Origin of the sequence: Halopseudomonas laoshanensis (assembly GCF_008365385.1) — a bacterium.
Taxonomy (GTDB): Bacteria; Pseudomonadota; Gammaproteobacteria; order Pseudomonadales; family Pseudomonadaceae; genus Halopseudomonas; species Halopseudomonas laoshanensis.
In genome coordinates this window covers 739,248-754,581 of the sequence record NZ_QOVF01000001.1, presented here as the reverse complement: position 1 = coordinate 754,581, position 15,334 = coordinate 739,248, and the positions used below count along the sequence as shown (strand labels likewise).

Here is a 15,334-nt window from a genome sequence, read left to right as displayed (position 1 = left end):
CCACCATGTATAAAGCTATTCTTCTGGCCCTGGCCACCAGCCTGTTTGTGTTAACCGGCTGTTCAACGGTGTCGCCCTATTCCGACCTGACCAAACTGGATCTGACGCTGGAAGGCAGCAGCCAGCTCAATCCCGACCTGACCGATCGGCCTTCACCCATCGTCCTGCACCTGATGGAACTCAAGCATCCGGTTGCTTTCGAAAATGCGGATTTTTTCACCCTCTATCAGCGCCCGCGCGAAGCACTGTCCCCGGACCTGATCGCCATCGAAGAGCTGGAGCTGCGCCCCGGCGAGAAACGCGAGCTGAAACTGGCGGTCCAGGAAGGCAGCCGCTACGTAGCCGTACTCGCCGCTTATCGCAATCTGCCCGATACCAACTGGCGTTTCATTATTCCGCTGGAAGAAAAAGGCCTGAACCAGATCAAGCTGCGCCTGGATGCCGAAGGGATTCGGGAGCTGGACAGCGACGACAAGGACAAGGACTAAGCCATGATGAGCCAAAAAGTCGTCTGGCAAGAAGGCATGCTGCTGCGCCCGCAACACTTCCAGCAGAACGACCGCTACCTGGATCACCAACTGACCAGCCGTACCCGGCGAATGAGCCATTACGCCTGGGGTTTTTTCAACCTGGAGATTGATACCCAGTTCCTCAATATGGGCAAGCTGGTCATCAGCCAGGCCAGCGGCCTGCTACCCGATGGCAGTTTCTTCGAATTGGGTAATGAGCGCGAAGCGCTGGCAATGGATGTACCGGCCAATACCAGCAATAGTCCGGTGTACCTGGCTCTGCCCCTGGTTACTGGCAACCATGTCGAAACCCGACGCCCCGAACAGCGTGACGTACTGGCGCGCTATACCGCCTTTGACAGCCAGGTTGCCGATTCCAATGCCGGGGACAGCAGCAGCAGTCAGGTCAGCTGCGGCTTGCCGGACTTTCGTCTGTTGCTCGGCGAGCAGCATAACGATCACGCCTATGTGAAACTGAAGATCTGCGACATCCTCGATACCACCCCTGACGGCGCGGTCAGCCTGGATCCGGATTTTGTGCCCGCCTACCTGCACTTTCACGCCAGCCCCTTTCTGCAATCGTGCATGAAGGAAGTGATCAGCATGCTGACGCACCGCGGCGACATTCTGGCCGAGCGCATTCGCGCTACTGGCAAAGTCGGCGGCGCCGAGGTTGGTGACTTCATGATGCTGCAGTTAATCAACCGGCACGAGCCGGTGCTGCGGCATTACCAGGGCATAGAGCAGGTACATCCCGAACAGATGTACCGCGAGTTGCTGGGGCTGCTCGGCGAGCTTTCGACCTTTGCCAGCGAGACCAAGCGCCCACGTCTGGATAGCCGCTATCAACACAACGATCTGGGTCAGAGCTTTCGCAAGCTGATGGATGCGATACGCCAGGTACTCTCAATGGTGCTCGAACAGCACGCGGTCGAACTGGTGTTGCAGCAACGCCAGTACGGCATCCAGGTATCGCCGCTGCAGGACCACACACTGCTCGGCAGCGCCTCCTTCGTACTCGCCGCCAGCGCCGATTGCGACTCGGAAGAGCTGCGTAAACGCCTGCCGTCGCATCTGAAAATCGGCCCGGTCGAACGCATCCGCCAACTGGTCAATCTGCATTTGCCGGGCATCAAGGTCAAGCCGCTACCGGTCGCGCCACGGCAAATCCCGTTCCATTCCGGCAAGACCTATTTTGCGCTGGAGCTTAGCTCCGAAGAGCTCTCGCAACTGGAGCGCTCCGGTGGCTTTGCCTTCCATGTGTCCGGTGAGTTCACCGGGCTTGAGCTGAAATTCTGGGCTATCAGGAGCTGACCGCCATGATCAGGGAAATGGATTACCACCAGGATGATCATACGGTCATCGTCAACCGCCAGGGCACCTCGGCGGCGCAAAGCCCGCTGACCGACTCTGTGGTACCGCAAAAATTCGACAAGCTCGAAGAGCGCATGGTGTATGCCGCACGGCTGCGACCGGCGGAGACACTCAATCTGGGCATCAACCCGCTGGTCGCCGTGGCCTCGGCATTGCTCTCGGAAATGGTACGCCTGCAGCAGAGCTATGAGCGCGAGGACCTGTTCGCCCTCAAGGACCGCCTCTCTTCAGAGATTAAACGCTTCGAACACCGAGCCCTGCAGGACGGCGCCGAAAGCAGCCAGGTAATGGCCGCGCGTTATGTGCTCTGCACCGCGCTAGACGAGGCTGTGGTGACCACGCCTTGGGGTAACGAAAGTGAATGGTCACAGATGAGCCTGCTGAGCAGCTTCCACAACGAAACCTTCGGCGGTGAGAAGTTCTTCCAGTTGCTTGAGCGCCTGTCACGCGACCCGGTCAAGCATCTGCCGATGCTGGAGCTCATGTACATCTGCATGTCGCTCGGCTTCGAGGGCAAATACCGGGTGCTGCCGCGCGGCACGCTGGAACTGGAAGCGCTGCGCGACAGCCTGTACCGCCAGATCCGCCAGCTGCGCGGCGACGTGCCCAGGGATATTTCGCCGCACTGGCAGGGGCTCACGGAAAATCGCCGGCGCCTGATCCGTATCGTGCCGTTGTGGCTGGTCACCCTGTTCACGCTGATCTGTCTGGGCGTCATTTTCGGGGTTTTCAACTGGATGCTCACCGAGCAGCGCGACGCTGCATTAAAACCGTTTGCCCAGACCCAGAATACGACTATGGAACCGCCGTCGGCTGTCACCGCAATCAATGAACCAAACGACTCTTCAGGGATGAACTGATATGAAGTCCTTTTTCCTCAAAGCCGGAAAGTTCTTCCGGAAAAGCTGGGTATGGAGCCTGTGCCTGGTATTTGCGCTAGCCCTGCTGGTCTGGTTTGTCGGCCCGTTGCTGGCGATCAGCGACAAACGTTTCTGGGCATCAGCCAGCAGCCGCTTGCTGACCATCAGCCTGATGTTTCTGATCTGGGGCCTGTGCATGGTCTATGTCAGCTGGCGGGCGGGCGTGGAGAAAAAAGCCAATGCCGAAGATGAGGATTATCTGGTGCGTCAGCAGCGCCAGGAACTGATCGTCGAAGAGCATTTGCAGTTGACCGGCCGTTTCAAGGATGCGATGCGCACCATGCGCCGCTCCAGCCTGTACAGCGGCCGCAGCGAGCGTTGGCGGCGCGAACTGCCGTGGTACCTGGTGCTTGGTCCGACCGGTAGCGGCAAGACCAGCCTGGTGGATTTCTCCGGTCTGGAGTTCCCGCTGAACAAGGGCGACAAGCAGCGCCTGACCCGCGACGTCAGCAGCACCCGCTACGCCGACTGGTATTTCGCCGAGCATGCAGTGATCATCGACACCGCCGGGCGCTACCTGAGCCAACCGGATCCCGAAGTGGATGCAGCCGGTTGGTTCAGTCTGCTGGGGTTGTTGCGCAGTCGCCGTCCGCGCTCGTTGAATGGGGTTCTGATCAACGTCCCGGCCGAGCTATTGCTGCGTGGCAGCGAACTGGAACTGGAAAGTCTGGCGCGCCAGACCCGTCTGCGCCTGCAGGAAATCAATCAGCGTCTGGGCGCCGATGTGCCTGTTTATCTGGTCATCAGCAAGGCCGATGGCATCAGCGGTTTCAATGAGTTCTTCGATCAGCTGTCGCGCGAGGAAAGCGATCAGGTACTGGGTGTCAGCTTCCGCAAGAACCAGGATGGTACTGACATCCAGGTGGTGCGCGGCGAGTTCGAATCCTTGATGCAGCGGCTCAACAGTCAGGTAGTCATGCGCATGCATCAGGAGCGCGACAACCAGCGCCGTGGCCGCATTCTCGACTTCCCACTGAAGCTCGGTCAGATCGAAGAACACCTGGGGTTGTTTATCGAACTGGCTTTTTCCGGCAACCGTTATCAGCGGGCCAGTCAATTGCGCGGGTTTTACCTGACCAGTGCGCCCCAGGTAGTGGACTCGGCGCATCAGCATTCGCTAAGTCAGAACAGCCGAGCCGGCTTGCCGACCTTCCATGCCAGCCACGGGCGCTTCATCAAGAACCTGCTGAGCCGGGTCATTTTCCCCGAAGCCGATCTGGCCGGATTGGACGAGCGCGAGGTCAAACGCATCAACTGGCGCCAAAGGCTGATGTACACCGCAGCCCTTGGATGTCTGCTGGTATTCGGCATTGTCTGGGGCAGTAGCTTCTCCAACAATCACGAGCGGCTGGAGCACCTGCGCGAAGTGGCTCAGGCGCTGACCGAAGACAAACAACAGATCCGGCTCCACGACGACGCTGCTGAAGTGCTCGCCGCATTGGACAGCAGCTACGCCGCTACCCGCGTATTCCCGCCACAGGACCAAGCCGGCACCTTGCAACGCGGCGGCTTGTTTCAAGGTAACCAGGTAGATCCAGTAGTCCAGCGGGCGTATCGACACGAGTTGGAAAACCTGTTGTTACCGCGCGTTGGCGAGCAACTGGAAAGTCAGATCCGCACCAGCCTGACCGATCGTGAAAGTTTGCTCGGCAGCCTGCGCGCTTATCTGATGCTGAACCTGGAAGAGCGTCGAGAAATTCCTTATCTACAGGATTGGATGGCCACCGAGTGGTCGTTTCTCTACCGCGGCGACACCGAAACACAGAACGGCTTGAACACGCATTTTGCCCGCCTGCTCAATCAGCCCTTTACCCCTTACATGTTAAATGACCAACTGGTAGCGGACGCCCGCCAGGAACTGCGTAGCGAGTCTCTGGCGACGGTGGTGTATCGGATGCTACGAGATCAGGCGGCGAGTCTGCCTGAGTATCGTTTGGGTCAACGCCTGGGACCGCATGCACGACTGCTGAGCAGTAATGACAACAGCATTCCCGGTTTTTTCACCCGCGACGGCTACGAACAAACCTTCATGGCCGAGGGCGGCGAACTGGTTCGCGAAATCTTGCAGGATAACTGGGTGCTTGGCGACAGTGAGCGCCTCAGTGCCAGTGATCTTGGCCGTCTGATGGTCGAGATGGAACAGATGTACTTTCAGGACTACGCCAGTCACTGGAACGAAGCGCTCGCCCTGCTGCACCTTGAGCCTCTTGCCAGCGCCGCCCTTGGCGCCTCGCAGCTTAACGGTCTGACGGCAGCCAACTCGCCATTGATGCTGTTGCTCACAGAGGTGCGCGACAATACGCTGCTGGGCGGCATGCTGGACACGGATGTGTCCGCGAAGGATCTCACCGCGACCGCGCAGAAAGCCGGAGTACATGTCGGCCGTACCGGGCGTCTTGCAGCCGCAGCGGTCGAGCAGGGTCAGGCCGCGGTGGCCCAGAGCCTGCCAGCCACCGCGCGGAAGAATCTGGCACGTCAGTTCGAGTCGCTGCACCGTCTGTTGGACGAACAAGGCGGTCCGGGTCCGGAGATGACCAGTGCGCTTCAGGCGCTGGATGCGCTGAAGTTACAGCTCAGCGGTCTGGCCAACGCCAGTGTGCCGGGCCAGGCAGCCTTCGATATGGCGCGCTCGCGCATGCAGGGGCGCAATGATGCGATCAACCAGCTACGCAGTAGCGCGGACAGCCTTCCTGCGCCCATGGCCGAGTGGCTCAAGGCACTGGCGGCCGACAGCTGGATGCTGGTACTCAATGACGCGTATCAGTACCTCAATCAACGCTATCGCAGTGAGCTCTACAGCGCTTACACCGACTCCGTAGGCAAGCGCTACCCGTTTGCAGCCAATAGCGAAAGCGATGTTGCGCTGGCGGACTTCCGCGAGTTCTTCAAAACCGAGGGCACCGCAGACAGTTTCTTCGAGCGCTACCTCGCCGGCTTCGTCAGCGACAACAGTGGCGCATTCCAGTTGCGCCGGGTAGACGGCCGCAGCCTGCCGGTGTCGCGCGAGTTCCTGAAACAGATGACCACCCTGCAAACCATTCGCCGCAGCTTCTTCGCCGAAAACCCGGACGAGCCGCAGATTCTGTTCAAACTGGAGCCGCATTCGCTGGACTCCAGCCTGGGTCGCGCCAGCTTCCGCTTTGGCGGTCAGAGCATGGAGTATCGCCATGGTCCTATCGTACAAACGGCGTTTCGGTGGCCAGCGGCGAACAGCGAAGGACGTACCAGCCTGATGGTCGAGGACCTCGGCGGGCGACGCGTGGGCATTGAGCAGAATACCGGGCCCTGGTCGCTATTCCGGCTACTAGATCTGATGGACGTAGAGCACCACAGTGATCGTGACGTGCTGATGCTGCGAGCTAACCTTGACGGCATGCGCGCTCAATATCTGCTGCATAGTCAACGCTCACCCAACCCTTTCGACCTCAGTCTGCTGCGCGGCTTCAGCCTGCCGGCTCGACTCTGATGCTGGAGGTCGACATGCTCTGGCAAAGCACAGCCAGAACCGACAAGGGCAAAGTACGCAAACGCAATGAGGATGCGGTGCTGGACTTGCCCGAGCGCGGTCTGTGGGTGGTCGCCGACGGGATGGGCGGTCACCAGAACGGCGCTTTGGCCAGCCGCCTGATCATCGAAGAGATGCTGGAACTGCCGGATCAGCTCAGTCTGGATGAACGCCTGCTAGGCGTGCGTGATTGCCTTTATCGGGTTAATCGCTTGCTGGGCCATGACATCACCGTCACCGCCGACCGTCCGGACAGCATCATGGGCAGCACCGTGGTCATGCTGCTGGCCGAAGGCGAGCGGGCCATTTGTGTCTGGGCCGGAGACAGCCGTTGCTATCTGTGGCGCAGTGGCCGGCTGTTTCAATTGTCTCGCGATCATTGCCTGATGCAAGAGCTTATGGAGGAGCAGCAAATGAGTGAAGAAGAAGCGGCCAGCCACCCGTCCGCCAGAGCATTAACCCGTGCGGTGGGCGCCAACGATGAGCTGATGCTCGACGTGGTGGATTTCACCGTGTACCCGGGCGACACCCTGCTGTTATGCAGCGACGGGCTCTATCAGGATCTGAGCCGCACGGCGATTGGGGACGCCCTGGCGTTAGACAGCACCGAACACGCTGTGCAGCGCCTGTTCAAGGAAGCACTCGAGGGCCCGGCCCGAGACAATATCAGCGCCGTTGTGGTGCGCCCATGAATTCGTCGGAGCCAATGATGATCTCCTCGTCCGTCCAGCCATCCTCATCGTCTCTCGATCGCTCGACAGAAGGTCCAGAGGCGGTGTCAGCAGCGCTGGTCTGTACGCAGACCAGCGCTGCCACCGAGCTACCCGAGATTCTCTGCAAACGTTACAAGATCGAGCGCCTGCTGGGAGTCGGCGGCATGGGCGCGGTGTACCGGGCCAGAGATCTGCTACGCGAGCAGTATGGCGATCCCGACCCCTATGTCGCGATCAAGACCTTGAACGAGGAGTTCGCTGAGTACCCCGATGCCAATGCGCTGCTGTATACCGAGTTCGCCTTGACCAGCCGTCTGCGTCACAGCAACGTGATCCGCCTGTTTGCATTCGATGTCGATCCGCAAAGCCAGCGCGCGTTTATTACCATGGAACCCTTGAAGGGACCGACCCTGGACCAGCTGCTTGAAAGCCATCCCGATGGTCTGCCCTGGGACGACTTCCGCGGCATTGCCCTGCCGCTGCTTGAGGCACTGGCCTGTGCCCATGATCGCGGCGTGCTGCACGGCGACCTCAAGCCGAGCAATGTCATGCTCGCCAAGGACGGTCTAAGGTTGTTTGATTTTGGCCTCGGCCAACCGGTTCAGGGGTTGCTCAATGGCCTGCCAAAACTCAGCCGCAAACGTATTGCCGCCTGGACTCCGCGTTATGCCGCGCTGGAATTACTCAATGGTGAAGGCCTGACCAGCACCTCCGATATCTACGGGCTAGCTTGCGTGCTGTATGAACTGAGCAGCGGTCTGCATCCCTATAGCCGGCTGACGGCCAAACAGGCTAAAACCATGGAACAGGATAAAAGTCTGCAGAAGCCAGCCAACCTCCCTGCCCACTGCTGGCCTGCGCTACGTCAGGCGCTGGCGTTTGACAAGGAAGCAAGGCGGATTGATGCGCGGGGCCTGTTGCAGGCGTTCAGTGCACCCGCGCCAGGGCTTTTCAAACGTCTATTGCGACGCTAGAAGCGAACTTCACAAAGCTGAAAATACGCTCGGGGTCCATGGATTAATGGCGGGTGATACGCGAGCGTCTCCAGCCACCATGACTTGAAAAGGCCCCGGTATCTCCGGTCAGAAAAAAACGCGTGGCGCGATAGCCAGCATGCAGCGATGAGAGATGGTAGCTGCGCGCTTTACTGTAAGCCCAGATCCATCCATGTTTTTTCTGGTCCATGTCGCTTCTGTTCGTCCTTGTGATGAGTGCGGGTGATATTAAAAAGACATCGCATACTACCAAGGATCGCGTCAAAAATATCACCATTTTTTTCATGCCGACAAATAAATGGCATTTCTCCGAAACAGCCGTTCTAGAGGGGCTTGCAAAAACCAGAGCAAGCCTGATCAACCGAGCCGAGGCGTGATTGCCTGACCCACCTGCCTGGCTGCAGCTTTCCTGATAAACTACGCCTTCTGAACCCCGATACTCCAGTTTCAACCATGTGCGCCAGGCGGGCGGTTATGTCCGCCCTACGTCGGGCTTACCAGGCTCTAATACGACATCACCAGGTCTCTCACCTGGGCGGTAACCGAGTGGCACTTCTTGGCACGCTGAAGCCCAGGCACCAAACAGGCAATAAAGATGCATACAGATTCACCATCAACTCCCTCCCTGACCCGCCCCGGCCCGAGCCGGCGTTTCTGCGTTGCGCCGATGATGGACTGGAGTGATAGACATTACCGCTATTTCGCCCGTCTGATCAGCCGCCGCGCTCTGCTCTATACCGAAATGGTCACCACCGGCGCAGTAATTCATGGCGAGCGTTCGCGTTTTCTCGGTTATAACGCAGAGGAGCAGCCGCTGGCGTTGCAACTGGGCGGCAGTAATCCTGCGGAGTTGGCGACTTGCGCTGCGTTGGCTGAAGAAGCCGGCTTTGCGGAGGTCAATCTGAATGTCGGCTGCCCCAGCGACCGGGTGCAGAACAACATGATTGGTGCCTGTCTAATGGCCCATCCGGGGCTGGTCGCCGAGGGCGTACGGGCGATGCACCAGGCTTGCAGTGTGCCCGTAACGGTCAAGCATCGCATCGGTATCAACGGCCACGACAGCTATGCGCAGCTGTGCGATTTCGTCGGCCAGGTACAGGAGGCAGGCTGCGATACATTCATCGTGCATGCCCGCATTGCTATTCTCGAAGGCCTGTCGCCGAAGGAAAACCGTGATATCCCGCCGCTACGGTATGAGGTGGTGCAGCAGCTCAAGCGCGACTTTCCCCAGCTGGAAATCATCATCAATGGCGGGCTGACAGACCTTGAAGTGATGTCCGAGCAGTTGAAGACGCTGGATGGCGTCATGGTCGGCCGCGAGGCTTATCACAACCCCTACCTGCTCGCCGAGGTCGATCAGCGCTTCTACGGTGATGCTCATGCTGCTCCCGACAGGCTTGAGGTAATGGCCGCCATGCGTCCATACATTGCCCGGCATATGGCTCGCGGCGGAGTCATGAATCATGTTACTCGGCATATGCTCGGGTTATTCCAGGGATTGCCCGGCGCGCGGCATTTCAGGCGCCAATTGAGCAGTGCCATACATCAAACCTCGGATCCTTTAGCGCTCTACGATCAGTTGCTGACTGATATGAGCGAACGCCAGCAGGCAGCATTGCTCCGCGCAGCGAGCATAAGGTAAGGTCGGGGTAACTTCTTTAACGGGCTCCCGATCATGACCAGCAAATTAGACAGCCTCAAACAGCACACACTGATTGTCGCCGATACCGGTGACATACAGGCGATTCGCAGCCTGCAGCCGGTAGACGCCACTACCAACCCTTCCCTGCTGCTTAAAGCCGCGCAGCAGGAGGAGTATCACCAGCTTCTGGACCGCGCCCTGAGCGTGTCAGCGTCCGGTTTCAACCCAATTGCCGATGCCTGCGATCATTTCGCCGTCGGCGTCGGCAGTGAAATCATCAAGCTGATTCCCGGACGCATTTCCACTGAGGTAGATGCACGCTTGTCTTTTGATCGCCAGGCGACGCTGGACAAGGCGCATCGACTGATAGAGCGTTACGAGGAAGCGGGGGTCACCCGAGATCGGGTGCTGATCAAGATCGCTTCCACCTGGGAAGGCATTCAGGCCGCGGCCGAGCTGGAAAAACAGGGTATTCAATGCAACCTCACCCTGCTTTTCTCCTTCGCCCAGGCTCAGGCTTGTGCAGATGCAGGGGTGTTTCTGATATCGCCCTTCGTCGGTCGTATCTACGACTGGTACAAACAGCGTGACGGGCGGGATTTTCAGGGTCAGGAAGATCCCGGCGTGCAATCGGTGGCACGCATCTATCGCTACTACAAACAGCACCAATACAGCACCGTGGTGATGGGTGCGAGTTTCCGTAATATTGGGCAGATTGAAGCTCTGAGCGGCTGCGACCGACTGACCATCAGCCCGGCACTGTTGCAACAGCTGGCCGAGGAGGAAGGCGAGTTGAAGCCTTCCGAGGTTCTGACTCAGCCAAGCAGCGACGAGCGTGAAGTACTGGACGAGGCGGCGTTCCGTTGGGCGCACAATGAAGATGCCATGGCCACGGATAAACTCGCCGAAGGCATACGCGCCTTTGCGGCCGATCAAGTCAAACTGGAAGAACTGCTGCTAAAGCGGGCCAGATCAGCCGCTTGATTCGAGGGCGCTGACCAGATCACGGAAGGCGTCGCGGTTGTGCTCATTGAGGTTCATCAGAATACGGTGGGCCTCGAGTACTTTGTCTTTAACCAGATTCTCGGATAACAGCTGCCCAGGCAAATCCTCAAGCTCGGCGTCAGTCGGTGTGATTTCACTGACGATATTGAACACCTGATCGAAACCCATGCTCTGCAATAGGCGATTCATGTCTTCCTGATTGGAGACCAACGTCGGTAGAAAGCCTACTTTCTGCTTGGACAGAATCGACAGCTTGGCAAGCAACCCCAGGGAGGTGCTGTCGATGCCATCGGTTTCTGTCAAATCGATAATAATGGCGTTAAAGGTCAGTACGCTGAAGATTTTCTCGATATAAGCGTCCAACGCCGCACACAGTGTCAGCCGCACGTCACCCACGAATTTAAGGACAAAGGTGCCCTCCGACTCTGCAAACTGGATCTTGCCAGTGGTCATCATCCTGGGTTCCTGCTTAACATCATCAGTGAAATATCATCCGGCATGACTTTGCCGGGTTGCAGATTGAGCTTGCCCATCAGGGCTTTCAACCTTCCGCCGGCCTCTTCGATCAGGCGCGGCAGCTGCTGTTCTTTCTCTCTCAGAGTAGTCCCGCTGAGGCAATCAAGCACGCCATCAGAGCATAAAGTGAGCGAGAAGCGCTGAGGAAGCTCAATCACGTTGTCTTGATAGACTGCGTCCTCAAACAACCCGACCGGTCGGCCCTTGCCTTCCAGATAACGCGCGTGGCCATCACTGTACAGAACAGGTAACGGCAGATGGCCGCCGATACTGTAGGTCAGCGTCTGCTGCGCCTCATCAATGATGCCGCCGAGCATGGTCACGTGCTTGCCGAGCTTGCAACTGATCAGGCTTCTGTTGATATGCCCGAGCACGTCAGATGGCTTGAATGCGATTGGCCCGTTGCCATCCTGCCGCCGCTGCTCATAGAGCAGGCGCGTCGTCATGAACTTGAGCAGCACGGTGGCGAACGCTGAAGAAGCGCCATGCCCGGACACATCGGCCAGATAGAAAGCCAGTTGGGTCTCAGACACGCGGAAATAATCTACGAAATCGCCAGACAGATACAACGAAGGAATAATTCGGTGCTGGAATTCGTACTCACCACTCTGCCAGGGTGATTGGGGCAGCATATTTAGCTGCACCTGATGGCCAGCAGCCTGATCGTCCTTCAGCTCCTGCAGGTGGTTCTGCAACTCGCGGTTCGCTGTTTCAAGACGTTCGCGAATGCGCTGGTTCTCGACTCGCAGCCGCGCTTGTTCCAGCGAGCGCTTGACCACATGTTCGAGCACTGCCAGATCGGACAGAGGTTTAAGCAGGTAATCGCTGGCACCGGCATGCAGAGCCTCTACCACGGCGCTCATGTCACCCGCAGCAGCGATGACCACCAACGGCGTATCGGGAGAGCTTTCAGCGATCTGACGGATAAGGGCAAGTCCGCTTTGATCTGACATCTGCAGATTGAATAGCACCAGGTCAGGCGCATTCCGGGCGAAAAGCTCCAACCCTTGTCCAGCCTGATTGGCTTGGAGCACATCAAATCCGCCGGTCTGCAAACGCATCGCGATGTCTTGCCGGACGACGTCATCATCGTCAATAACCAGCAAAGTCGTGCCAGTAAGCTGCATAGAGTCCCTACGTCATTGCCCGGCAGCTGAGCAGGCTGCAGGCCACAGGGTGTGTGAGCCGATGTCAGGTAACCTGACGTTTTCAAGGGGCAAACACTACTCCCATCCGCAGGTTCAGGCAACCATCTGCGAAGCCAGGCGGAAAGCTTGTGCGCGCCAGCGCGGGGAATTAGGATGAGCAGGTAGCATAAACCTGCCATGACGCAGGCCTAACGGAGATTCGAGCATGTCATTTCATGATCAGCAATATAACGAAAAGCGCGATTTCATCCGTATGAAGGTACAGACTGCGGCCACGCTGACCGCCAACGGCGAACAGCTCTCCGTGGAGTGTCAGGATCTATCCAGCCAGGGCGTACAAGTGGTGTTGGACAAGGCACTGCCCGAGGGTACCAAGGTTCAGCTGAGCATCCCCTCACCCACCGAACATCTCAAAGGGCTGCAAGCCAGCGGCCAGGTCACCCGCTGCGTTACTGATGAACAAGGACGCTATGCCGTGGGTATTCAATTCGACAGCCTCGATTGAGCCAGAGGCGCCAAGTGCATAACGCTGGCAGGACCAGCGTTATGCACTTCCAGCTTAGAAGGTATCTTCTACATCACCATCCTGAACCTTGAACTCGCGGTTTTGCAGAAAAGCGTTGCGGATAAAGTTGTAACGATCGCCTCTGATCATCTTTTCCTGAGCCAGAAGTGATGCACGCGTGTCGACCAGATCAGTGCCCAGTGCGGTATTACGGGTAGGCACGTGATCGATCTGACCGGTATAGCTGTAATTGGCCAACGCTTCCGGCACGCGTGCTCCGCCGTCACGTACTGTACTCGGCCCCAGCAGCGGCAGTACTACGTAAGGTCCGCTTGAGACGCCCCAGGCACCCAGTGTCTGGCCAAAGTCTTCGTCGTTACGCTGCAAGCCCATGCGTGTGGCCACATCAAACACGCCTACCACGCCCACGGTAGTATTCAGCAGGAAGCGCGCCATATCCACGCCGGCGTCGCGGAACTTGCCCTGCAGGGTGTTGTTGACCAGGTTTCTCGGCTCGCCCAGATTACCAAACACGTTGCTGATGCCGTCATCAAGCGGCTGCGGCATAAAACGGTCGTAGGTTTTGGCGATCGGTTTTAGCGTGTAGGTATCCAGCGTGTCATTAAAGCGAAAGATCACGCGATTGACCGGCTCCCATGGGTCGGCATTGGCGCTTTCATCCGCATAAGTATCCTGAGCATTAACCATTGCTGGCGTCAGCAACAAGCCGGACAATACCGCGACCAAAAAAGCCTGCTTTCTAACGGGTATCCGCGACATCTGTATTCTCCATAAACAACTATCTATAGGCGTCGGGAAGCATAACCATTCCCATTAGACCGGCAAGTGTAATGCATAAACCACCATTGATCAGTGATTTTCAAATATGAGCGCAGCAGTCAAACCACCACTTTATGTTTCAAACATCCCGGTTCGCTGGGGCGACATGGACACCAACCAGCACGTCAATAACACCCGTTATTATCAATATCTGGAGGAAGCGCGTATCGAATGGCTTGACGGCATCGGCGCGCAACGTCGTCAGGTGGGCCAAGGACTGGTGTTGCTATCCTGCACGCACCATTTTCTCAAACCGGTGGATCATCCATCCACCGTGGTGGTCGAACTCCACGCTGGCGAGGTCGGCCGCACCAGCCTGACGTTGAAGCATCAGATGTATGTCCAGGGCGACGCGGCACTGGTGGGCCACGGCGAGGTCAAAATGGTGTGGATTGATGTTGCCAGCCAGCGACCCATTCCCGTGCCTGATAAAGTCAGAGTAGCCATGGGTTTTGCCCCCTTGGTGGTATAGTGAAAACAGATAATTCAAAGGAGGAAGTGCCCATGCCCGCACGTCAATTGCAGATTCAGCTGGAGAGCTTGCAACATACGCTCAACGAGACCGATGGCCCGATGTCGGAAGAAGAGCGCGCGTCACTGCAAGCACTGGCCGACAATATCGAAGCGCGCTTGCGCGCGGTTGAAGCCAATGAGGCACCCGAAGAGGATCCAACGCTGGTAGATGGCGTAAACCTGATGATTGAGCAATTCTCCGCCCGACACCCAACCGTTGCAGCGACGCTGCAGAGTGTCGGCAAGGCGCTGTCAGATATGGGTATCTGACAGCGTCCAGCGCCGCGACGCTTTACTGCCTGGCCAGGCGTAGATTGTCCGGGAAGCTGGCGCTGGTAGATCGATATGGATTGATATCCAGCCCGCCGCGACGTACGTAGCGGGCATAGACCGTCAACTCCGCCCCCCTCCCCAGCAACGCCAATACGTCACAGAAAATCCGTTCAACGCACTGCTCATGAAAGTCCGAATGCTGCCGGAACGACACCAGATACCTCAATACCGAAGCATGGTCCAGGCGCTTGCCGGAATAGCTGAGCATGATACTGCCCCAGTCCGGCTGGCCGGTGACCGGGCAATTGGACTTGAGCAGATGGCTATGCAGTGATTCACGGGCCAGGCCACCCGCCTCGGCAAGCTCCAGCAGCGTTGGATCGTATGTGTACTGGCTGACCGCAACTGGCAGGTCGTCGATGCATTCACCCGGCAATTGACTCATACCCACATGGTAGAGCTGATTCATACCGAACAGCCGCACCATAACCGGTCCCTGTGCGGCTACGCTGAGATCGGACTCCAGGGTATGCAGCACCTCGGCGCGGTCGCGGAACACGGTCTGGTTGAACGAGTTCAGGTACAACTTGAAGGATTTGGACTCGACGATGCGCTTGGCCTTGATCGGGAATATGAACTCCGCAGCGGCCACTTCCGGCTTGCCCGACGGGCTCAGCCAGGACAGCTCGTAACAGTTCCAGATATCCGCGCCATGAAACGGCAAATGCTCGGGATCCAGCTCCAGCTCCAGCCATTTCGGCTCGCGAGCCATGGGGAAAAGCAGTGAGGGGGTATAGACGCTGACATAGGCACTGCTCTTGCCCAGCGGCGACTGTTCAGCAGGGTGCTGGTCCATTGATTGATCTCCATTCAAGC

Annotated in this window: 16 protein-coding genes; 12 read left to right on the top strand and 4 right to left on the bottom strand. The window is 58.0% G+C overall.

Annotated elements, in window-relative coordinates; translation table 11 throughout:
- Positions 1 to 5: 5 nt before the first annotated feature.
- The 9 genes from tssJ (at position 6) to tal (ending at position 10,642) form a co-directional block, all read left to right on the top strand.
- Positions 6 to 488 (top strand): type VI secretion system lipoprotein TssJ, encoded by a 483-nt coding sequence (tssJ, locus tag DT594_RS03515; RefSeq protein WP_149331389.1) that lies wholly within the window; start codon positions 6 to 8, stop codon positions 486 to 488.
- 3 nt (positions 489 to 491) lie between these two features.
- Positions 492 to 1,823, top strand: coding sequence for a type VI secretion system baseplate subunit TssK (gene tssK / locus DT594_RS03510; RefSeq protein WP_149331388.1), 1,332 nt, complete (start codon positions 492 to 494; stop codon positions 1,821 to 1,823).
- 5 nt (positions 1,824 to 1,828) lie between these two features.
- On the top strand, positions 1,829 to 2,743 hold the full coding sequence (gene icmH, locus DT594_RS03505; RefSeq protein ID WP_149331387.1) for a type IVB secretion system protein IcmH/DotU: 915 nt from the start codon (positions 1,829 to 1,831) through the stop codon (positions 2,741 to 2,743).
- Between the two features lies 1 nt (position 2,744).
- Complete coding sequence (gene tssM / locus DT594_RS03500) at positions 2,745 to 6,269, top strand: type VI secretion system membrane subunit TssM (protein WP_149331386.1); 3,525 nt, start codon at positions 2,745 to 2,747, stop codon at positions 6,267 to 6,269.
- Between the two features lie 14 nt (positions 6,270 to 6,283).
- Positions 6,284 to 7,000, top strand: coding sequence for a PP2C family protein-serine/threonine phosphatase (locus DT594_RS03495; protein ID WP_096347279.1), 717 nt, complete (start codon positions 6,284 to 6,286; stop codon positions 6,998 to 7,000).
- Positions 6,997 to 7,995: a serine/threonine-protein kinase gene (locus DT594_RS03490; protein ID WP_246164541.1), complete on the top strand. Its 999-nt coding sequence runs from the start codon at positions 6,997 to 6,999 to the stop codon at positions 7,993 to 7,995. Before DT594_RS03495 ends, DT594_RS03490 begins: the two co-directional genes overlap by 4 nt.
- A gap of 209 nt (positions 7,996 to 8,204) precedes the next feature.
- The gene (locus tag DT594_RS18915; protein ID WP_178091394.1) at positions 8,205 to 8,393 is read left to right on the top strand and encodes a hypothetical protein; all 189 of its coding nucleotides are present in this window, start codon (positions 8,205 to 8,207) and stop codon (positions 8,391 to 8,393) included.
- A gap of 218 nt (positions 8,394 to 8,611) precedes the next feature.
- Positions 8,612 to 9,658: a tRNA dihydrouridine(20/20a) synthase DusA gene (gene dusA, locus DT594_RS03480; RefSeq protein ID WP_149331384.1), complete on the top strand. Its 1,047-nt coding sequence runs from the start codon at positions 8,612 to 8,614 to the stop codon at positions 9,656 to 9,658.
- Between the two features lie 33 nt (positions 9,659 to 9,691).
- Positions 9,692 to 10,642, top strand: a complete 951-nt coding sequence (gene tal, locus DT594_RS03475) for a transaldolase (protein ID WP_149331383.1) — start codon at positions 9,692 to 9,694, stop codon at positions 10,640 to 10,642.
- Here the strand turns inward: tal and rssC are convergent.
- Together rssC and DT594_RS03465 are read right to left on the bottom strand one after the other, a co-directional pair.
- Positions 10,631 to 11,116, bottom strand: coding sequence for an anti-sigma factor antagonist RssC (gene rssC / locus DT594_RS03470; protein ID WP_149331936.1), 486 nt, complete (start codon positions 11,114 to 11,116; stop codon positions 10,631 to 10,633). The genes tal and rssC overlap by 12 nt on opposite strands.
- A complete protein-coding gene (locus DT594_RS03465) occupies positions 11,116 to 12,306 on the bottom strand; it encodes a PP2C family protein-serine/threonine phosphatase (RefSeq protein ID WP_149331382.1) in 1,191 nt (396 codons plus the stop codon). The genes rssC and DT594_RS03465 overlap by 1 nt, the downstream gene beginning before the upstream one ends.
- 226 nt (positions 12,307 to 12,532) lie before the next feature.
- Here DT594_RS03465 and DT594_RS03460 point away from each other — a divergent pair, with 226 nt between their 5' ends.
- Entirely contained in the window at positions 12,533 to 12,832 is a 300-nt protein-coding gene (locus DT594_RS03460) for a PilZ domain-containing protein (RefSeq protein WP_149331381.1), read from the top strand.
- A gap of 54 nt (positions 12,833 to 12,886) precedes the next feature.
- Here the strand turns inward: DT594_RS03460 and DT594_RS03455 are convergent, their stop codons facing one another.
- The gene (locus DT594_RS03455; RefSeq protein WP_425460506.1) at positions 12,887 to 13,612 is read right to left on the bottom strand and encodes an MlaA family lipoprotein; all 726 of its coding nucleotides are present in this window, start codon (positions 13,610 to 13,612) and stop codon (positions 12,887 to 12,889) included.
- Positions 13,613 to 13,718: 106 nt separating this feature from the next.
- On the opposite strand from DT594_RS03455, the gene DT594_RS03450 reads away from it, so the two are divergent.
- Complete coding sequence (locus tag DT594_RS03450; RefSeq protein ID WP_149331380.1) at positions 13,719 to 14,144, top strand: acyl-CoA thioesterase; 426 nt, start codon at positions 13,719 to 13,721, stop codon at positions 14,142 to 14,144.
- Positions 14,145 to 14,176: 32 nt separating this feature from the next.
- Positions 14,177 to 14,455 (top strand): DUF4404 family protein, encoded by a 279-nt coding sequence (locus tag DT594_RS03445; RefSeq protein ID WP_149331379.1) that lies wholly within the window; start codon positions 14,177 to 14,179, stop codon positions 14,453 to 14,455.
- Positions 14,456 to 14,477: 22 nt separating this feature from the next.
- Here DT594_RS03445 and queF read toward each other — a convergent pair whose 3' ends face one another.
- Positions 14,478 to 15,314 (bottom strand): NADPH-dependent 7-cyano-7-deazaguanine reductase QueF, encoded by an 837-nt coding sequence (queF, locus tag DT594_RS03440; RefSeq protein ID WP_149331378.1) that lies wholly within the window; start codon positions 15,312 to 15,314, stop codon positions 14,478 to 14,480.
- Positions 15,315 to 15,334: the final 20 nt, after the last annotated feature.

Bases quoted from the DNA above. Each gene is read 5' to 3' on its own strand.
- tssJ (WP_149331389.1), top strand. From the start codon at position 6: ATGTATAAAGCTATTCTTCTGGCCCTGGCCACCAGCCTGTTTGTGTTA.
- tssK (WP_149331388.1), top strand. From the start codon at position 492: ATGATGAGCCAAAAAGTCGTCTGGCAAGAAGGCATGCTGCTGCGCCCG.
- icmH (WP_149331387.1), top strand. From the start codon at position 1,829: ATGATCAGGGAAATGGATTACCACCAGGATGATCATACGGTCATCGTC.
- tssM (WP_149331386.1), top strand. From the start codon at position 2,745: ATGAAGTCCTTTTTCCTCAAAGCCGGAAAGTTCTTCCGGAAAAGCTGG.
- DT594_RS03495 (WP_096347279.1), top strand. From the start codon at position 6,284: ATGCTCTGGCAAAGCACAGCCAGAACCGACAAGGGCAAAGTACGCAAA.
- DT594_RS03490 (WP_246164541.1), top strand. From the start codon at position 6,997: ATGAATTCGTCGGAGCCAATGATGATCTCCTCGTCCGTCCAGCCATCC.
- DT594_RS18915 (WP_178091394.1), top strand. From the start codon at position 8,205: ATGTCGCTTCTGTTCGTCCTTGTGATGAGTGCGGGTGATATTAAAAAG.
- dusA (WP_149331384.1), top strand. From the start codon at position 8,612: ATGCATACAGATTCACCATCAACTCCCTCCCTGACCCGCCCCGGCCCG.
- tal (WP_149331383.1), top strand. From the start codon at position 9,692: ATGACCAGCAAATTAGACAGCCTCAAACAGCACACACTGATTGTCGCC.
- rssC (WP_149331936.1), bottom strand. From the start codon at position 11,116: ATGACCACTGGCAAGATCCAGTTTGCAGAGTCGGAGGGCACCTTTGTC.
- DT594_RS03465 (WP_149331382.1), bottom strand. From the start codon at position 12,306: ATGCAGCTTACTGGCACGACTTTGCTGGTTATTGACGATGATGACGTC.
- DT594_RS03460 (WP_149331381.1), top strand. From the start codon at position 12,533: ATGTCATTTCATGATCAGCAATATAACGAAAAGCGCGATTTCATCCGT.
- DT594_RS03455 (WP_425460506.1), bottom strand. From the start codon at position 13,612: ATGTCGCGGATACCCGTTAGAAAGCAGGCTTTTTTGGTCGCGGTATTG.
- DT594_RS03450 (WP_149331380.1), top strand. From the start codon at position 13,719: ATGAGCGCAGCAGTCAAACCACCACTTTATGTTTCAAACATCCCGGTT.
- DT594_RS03445 (WP_149331379.1), top strand. From the start codon at position 14,177: ATGCCCGCACGTCAATTGCAGATTCAGCTGGAGAGCTTGCAACATACG.
- queF (WP_149331378.1), bottom strand. From the start codon at position 15,314: ATGGACCAGCACCCTGCTGAACAGTCGCCGCTGGGCAAGAGCAGTGCC.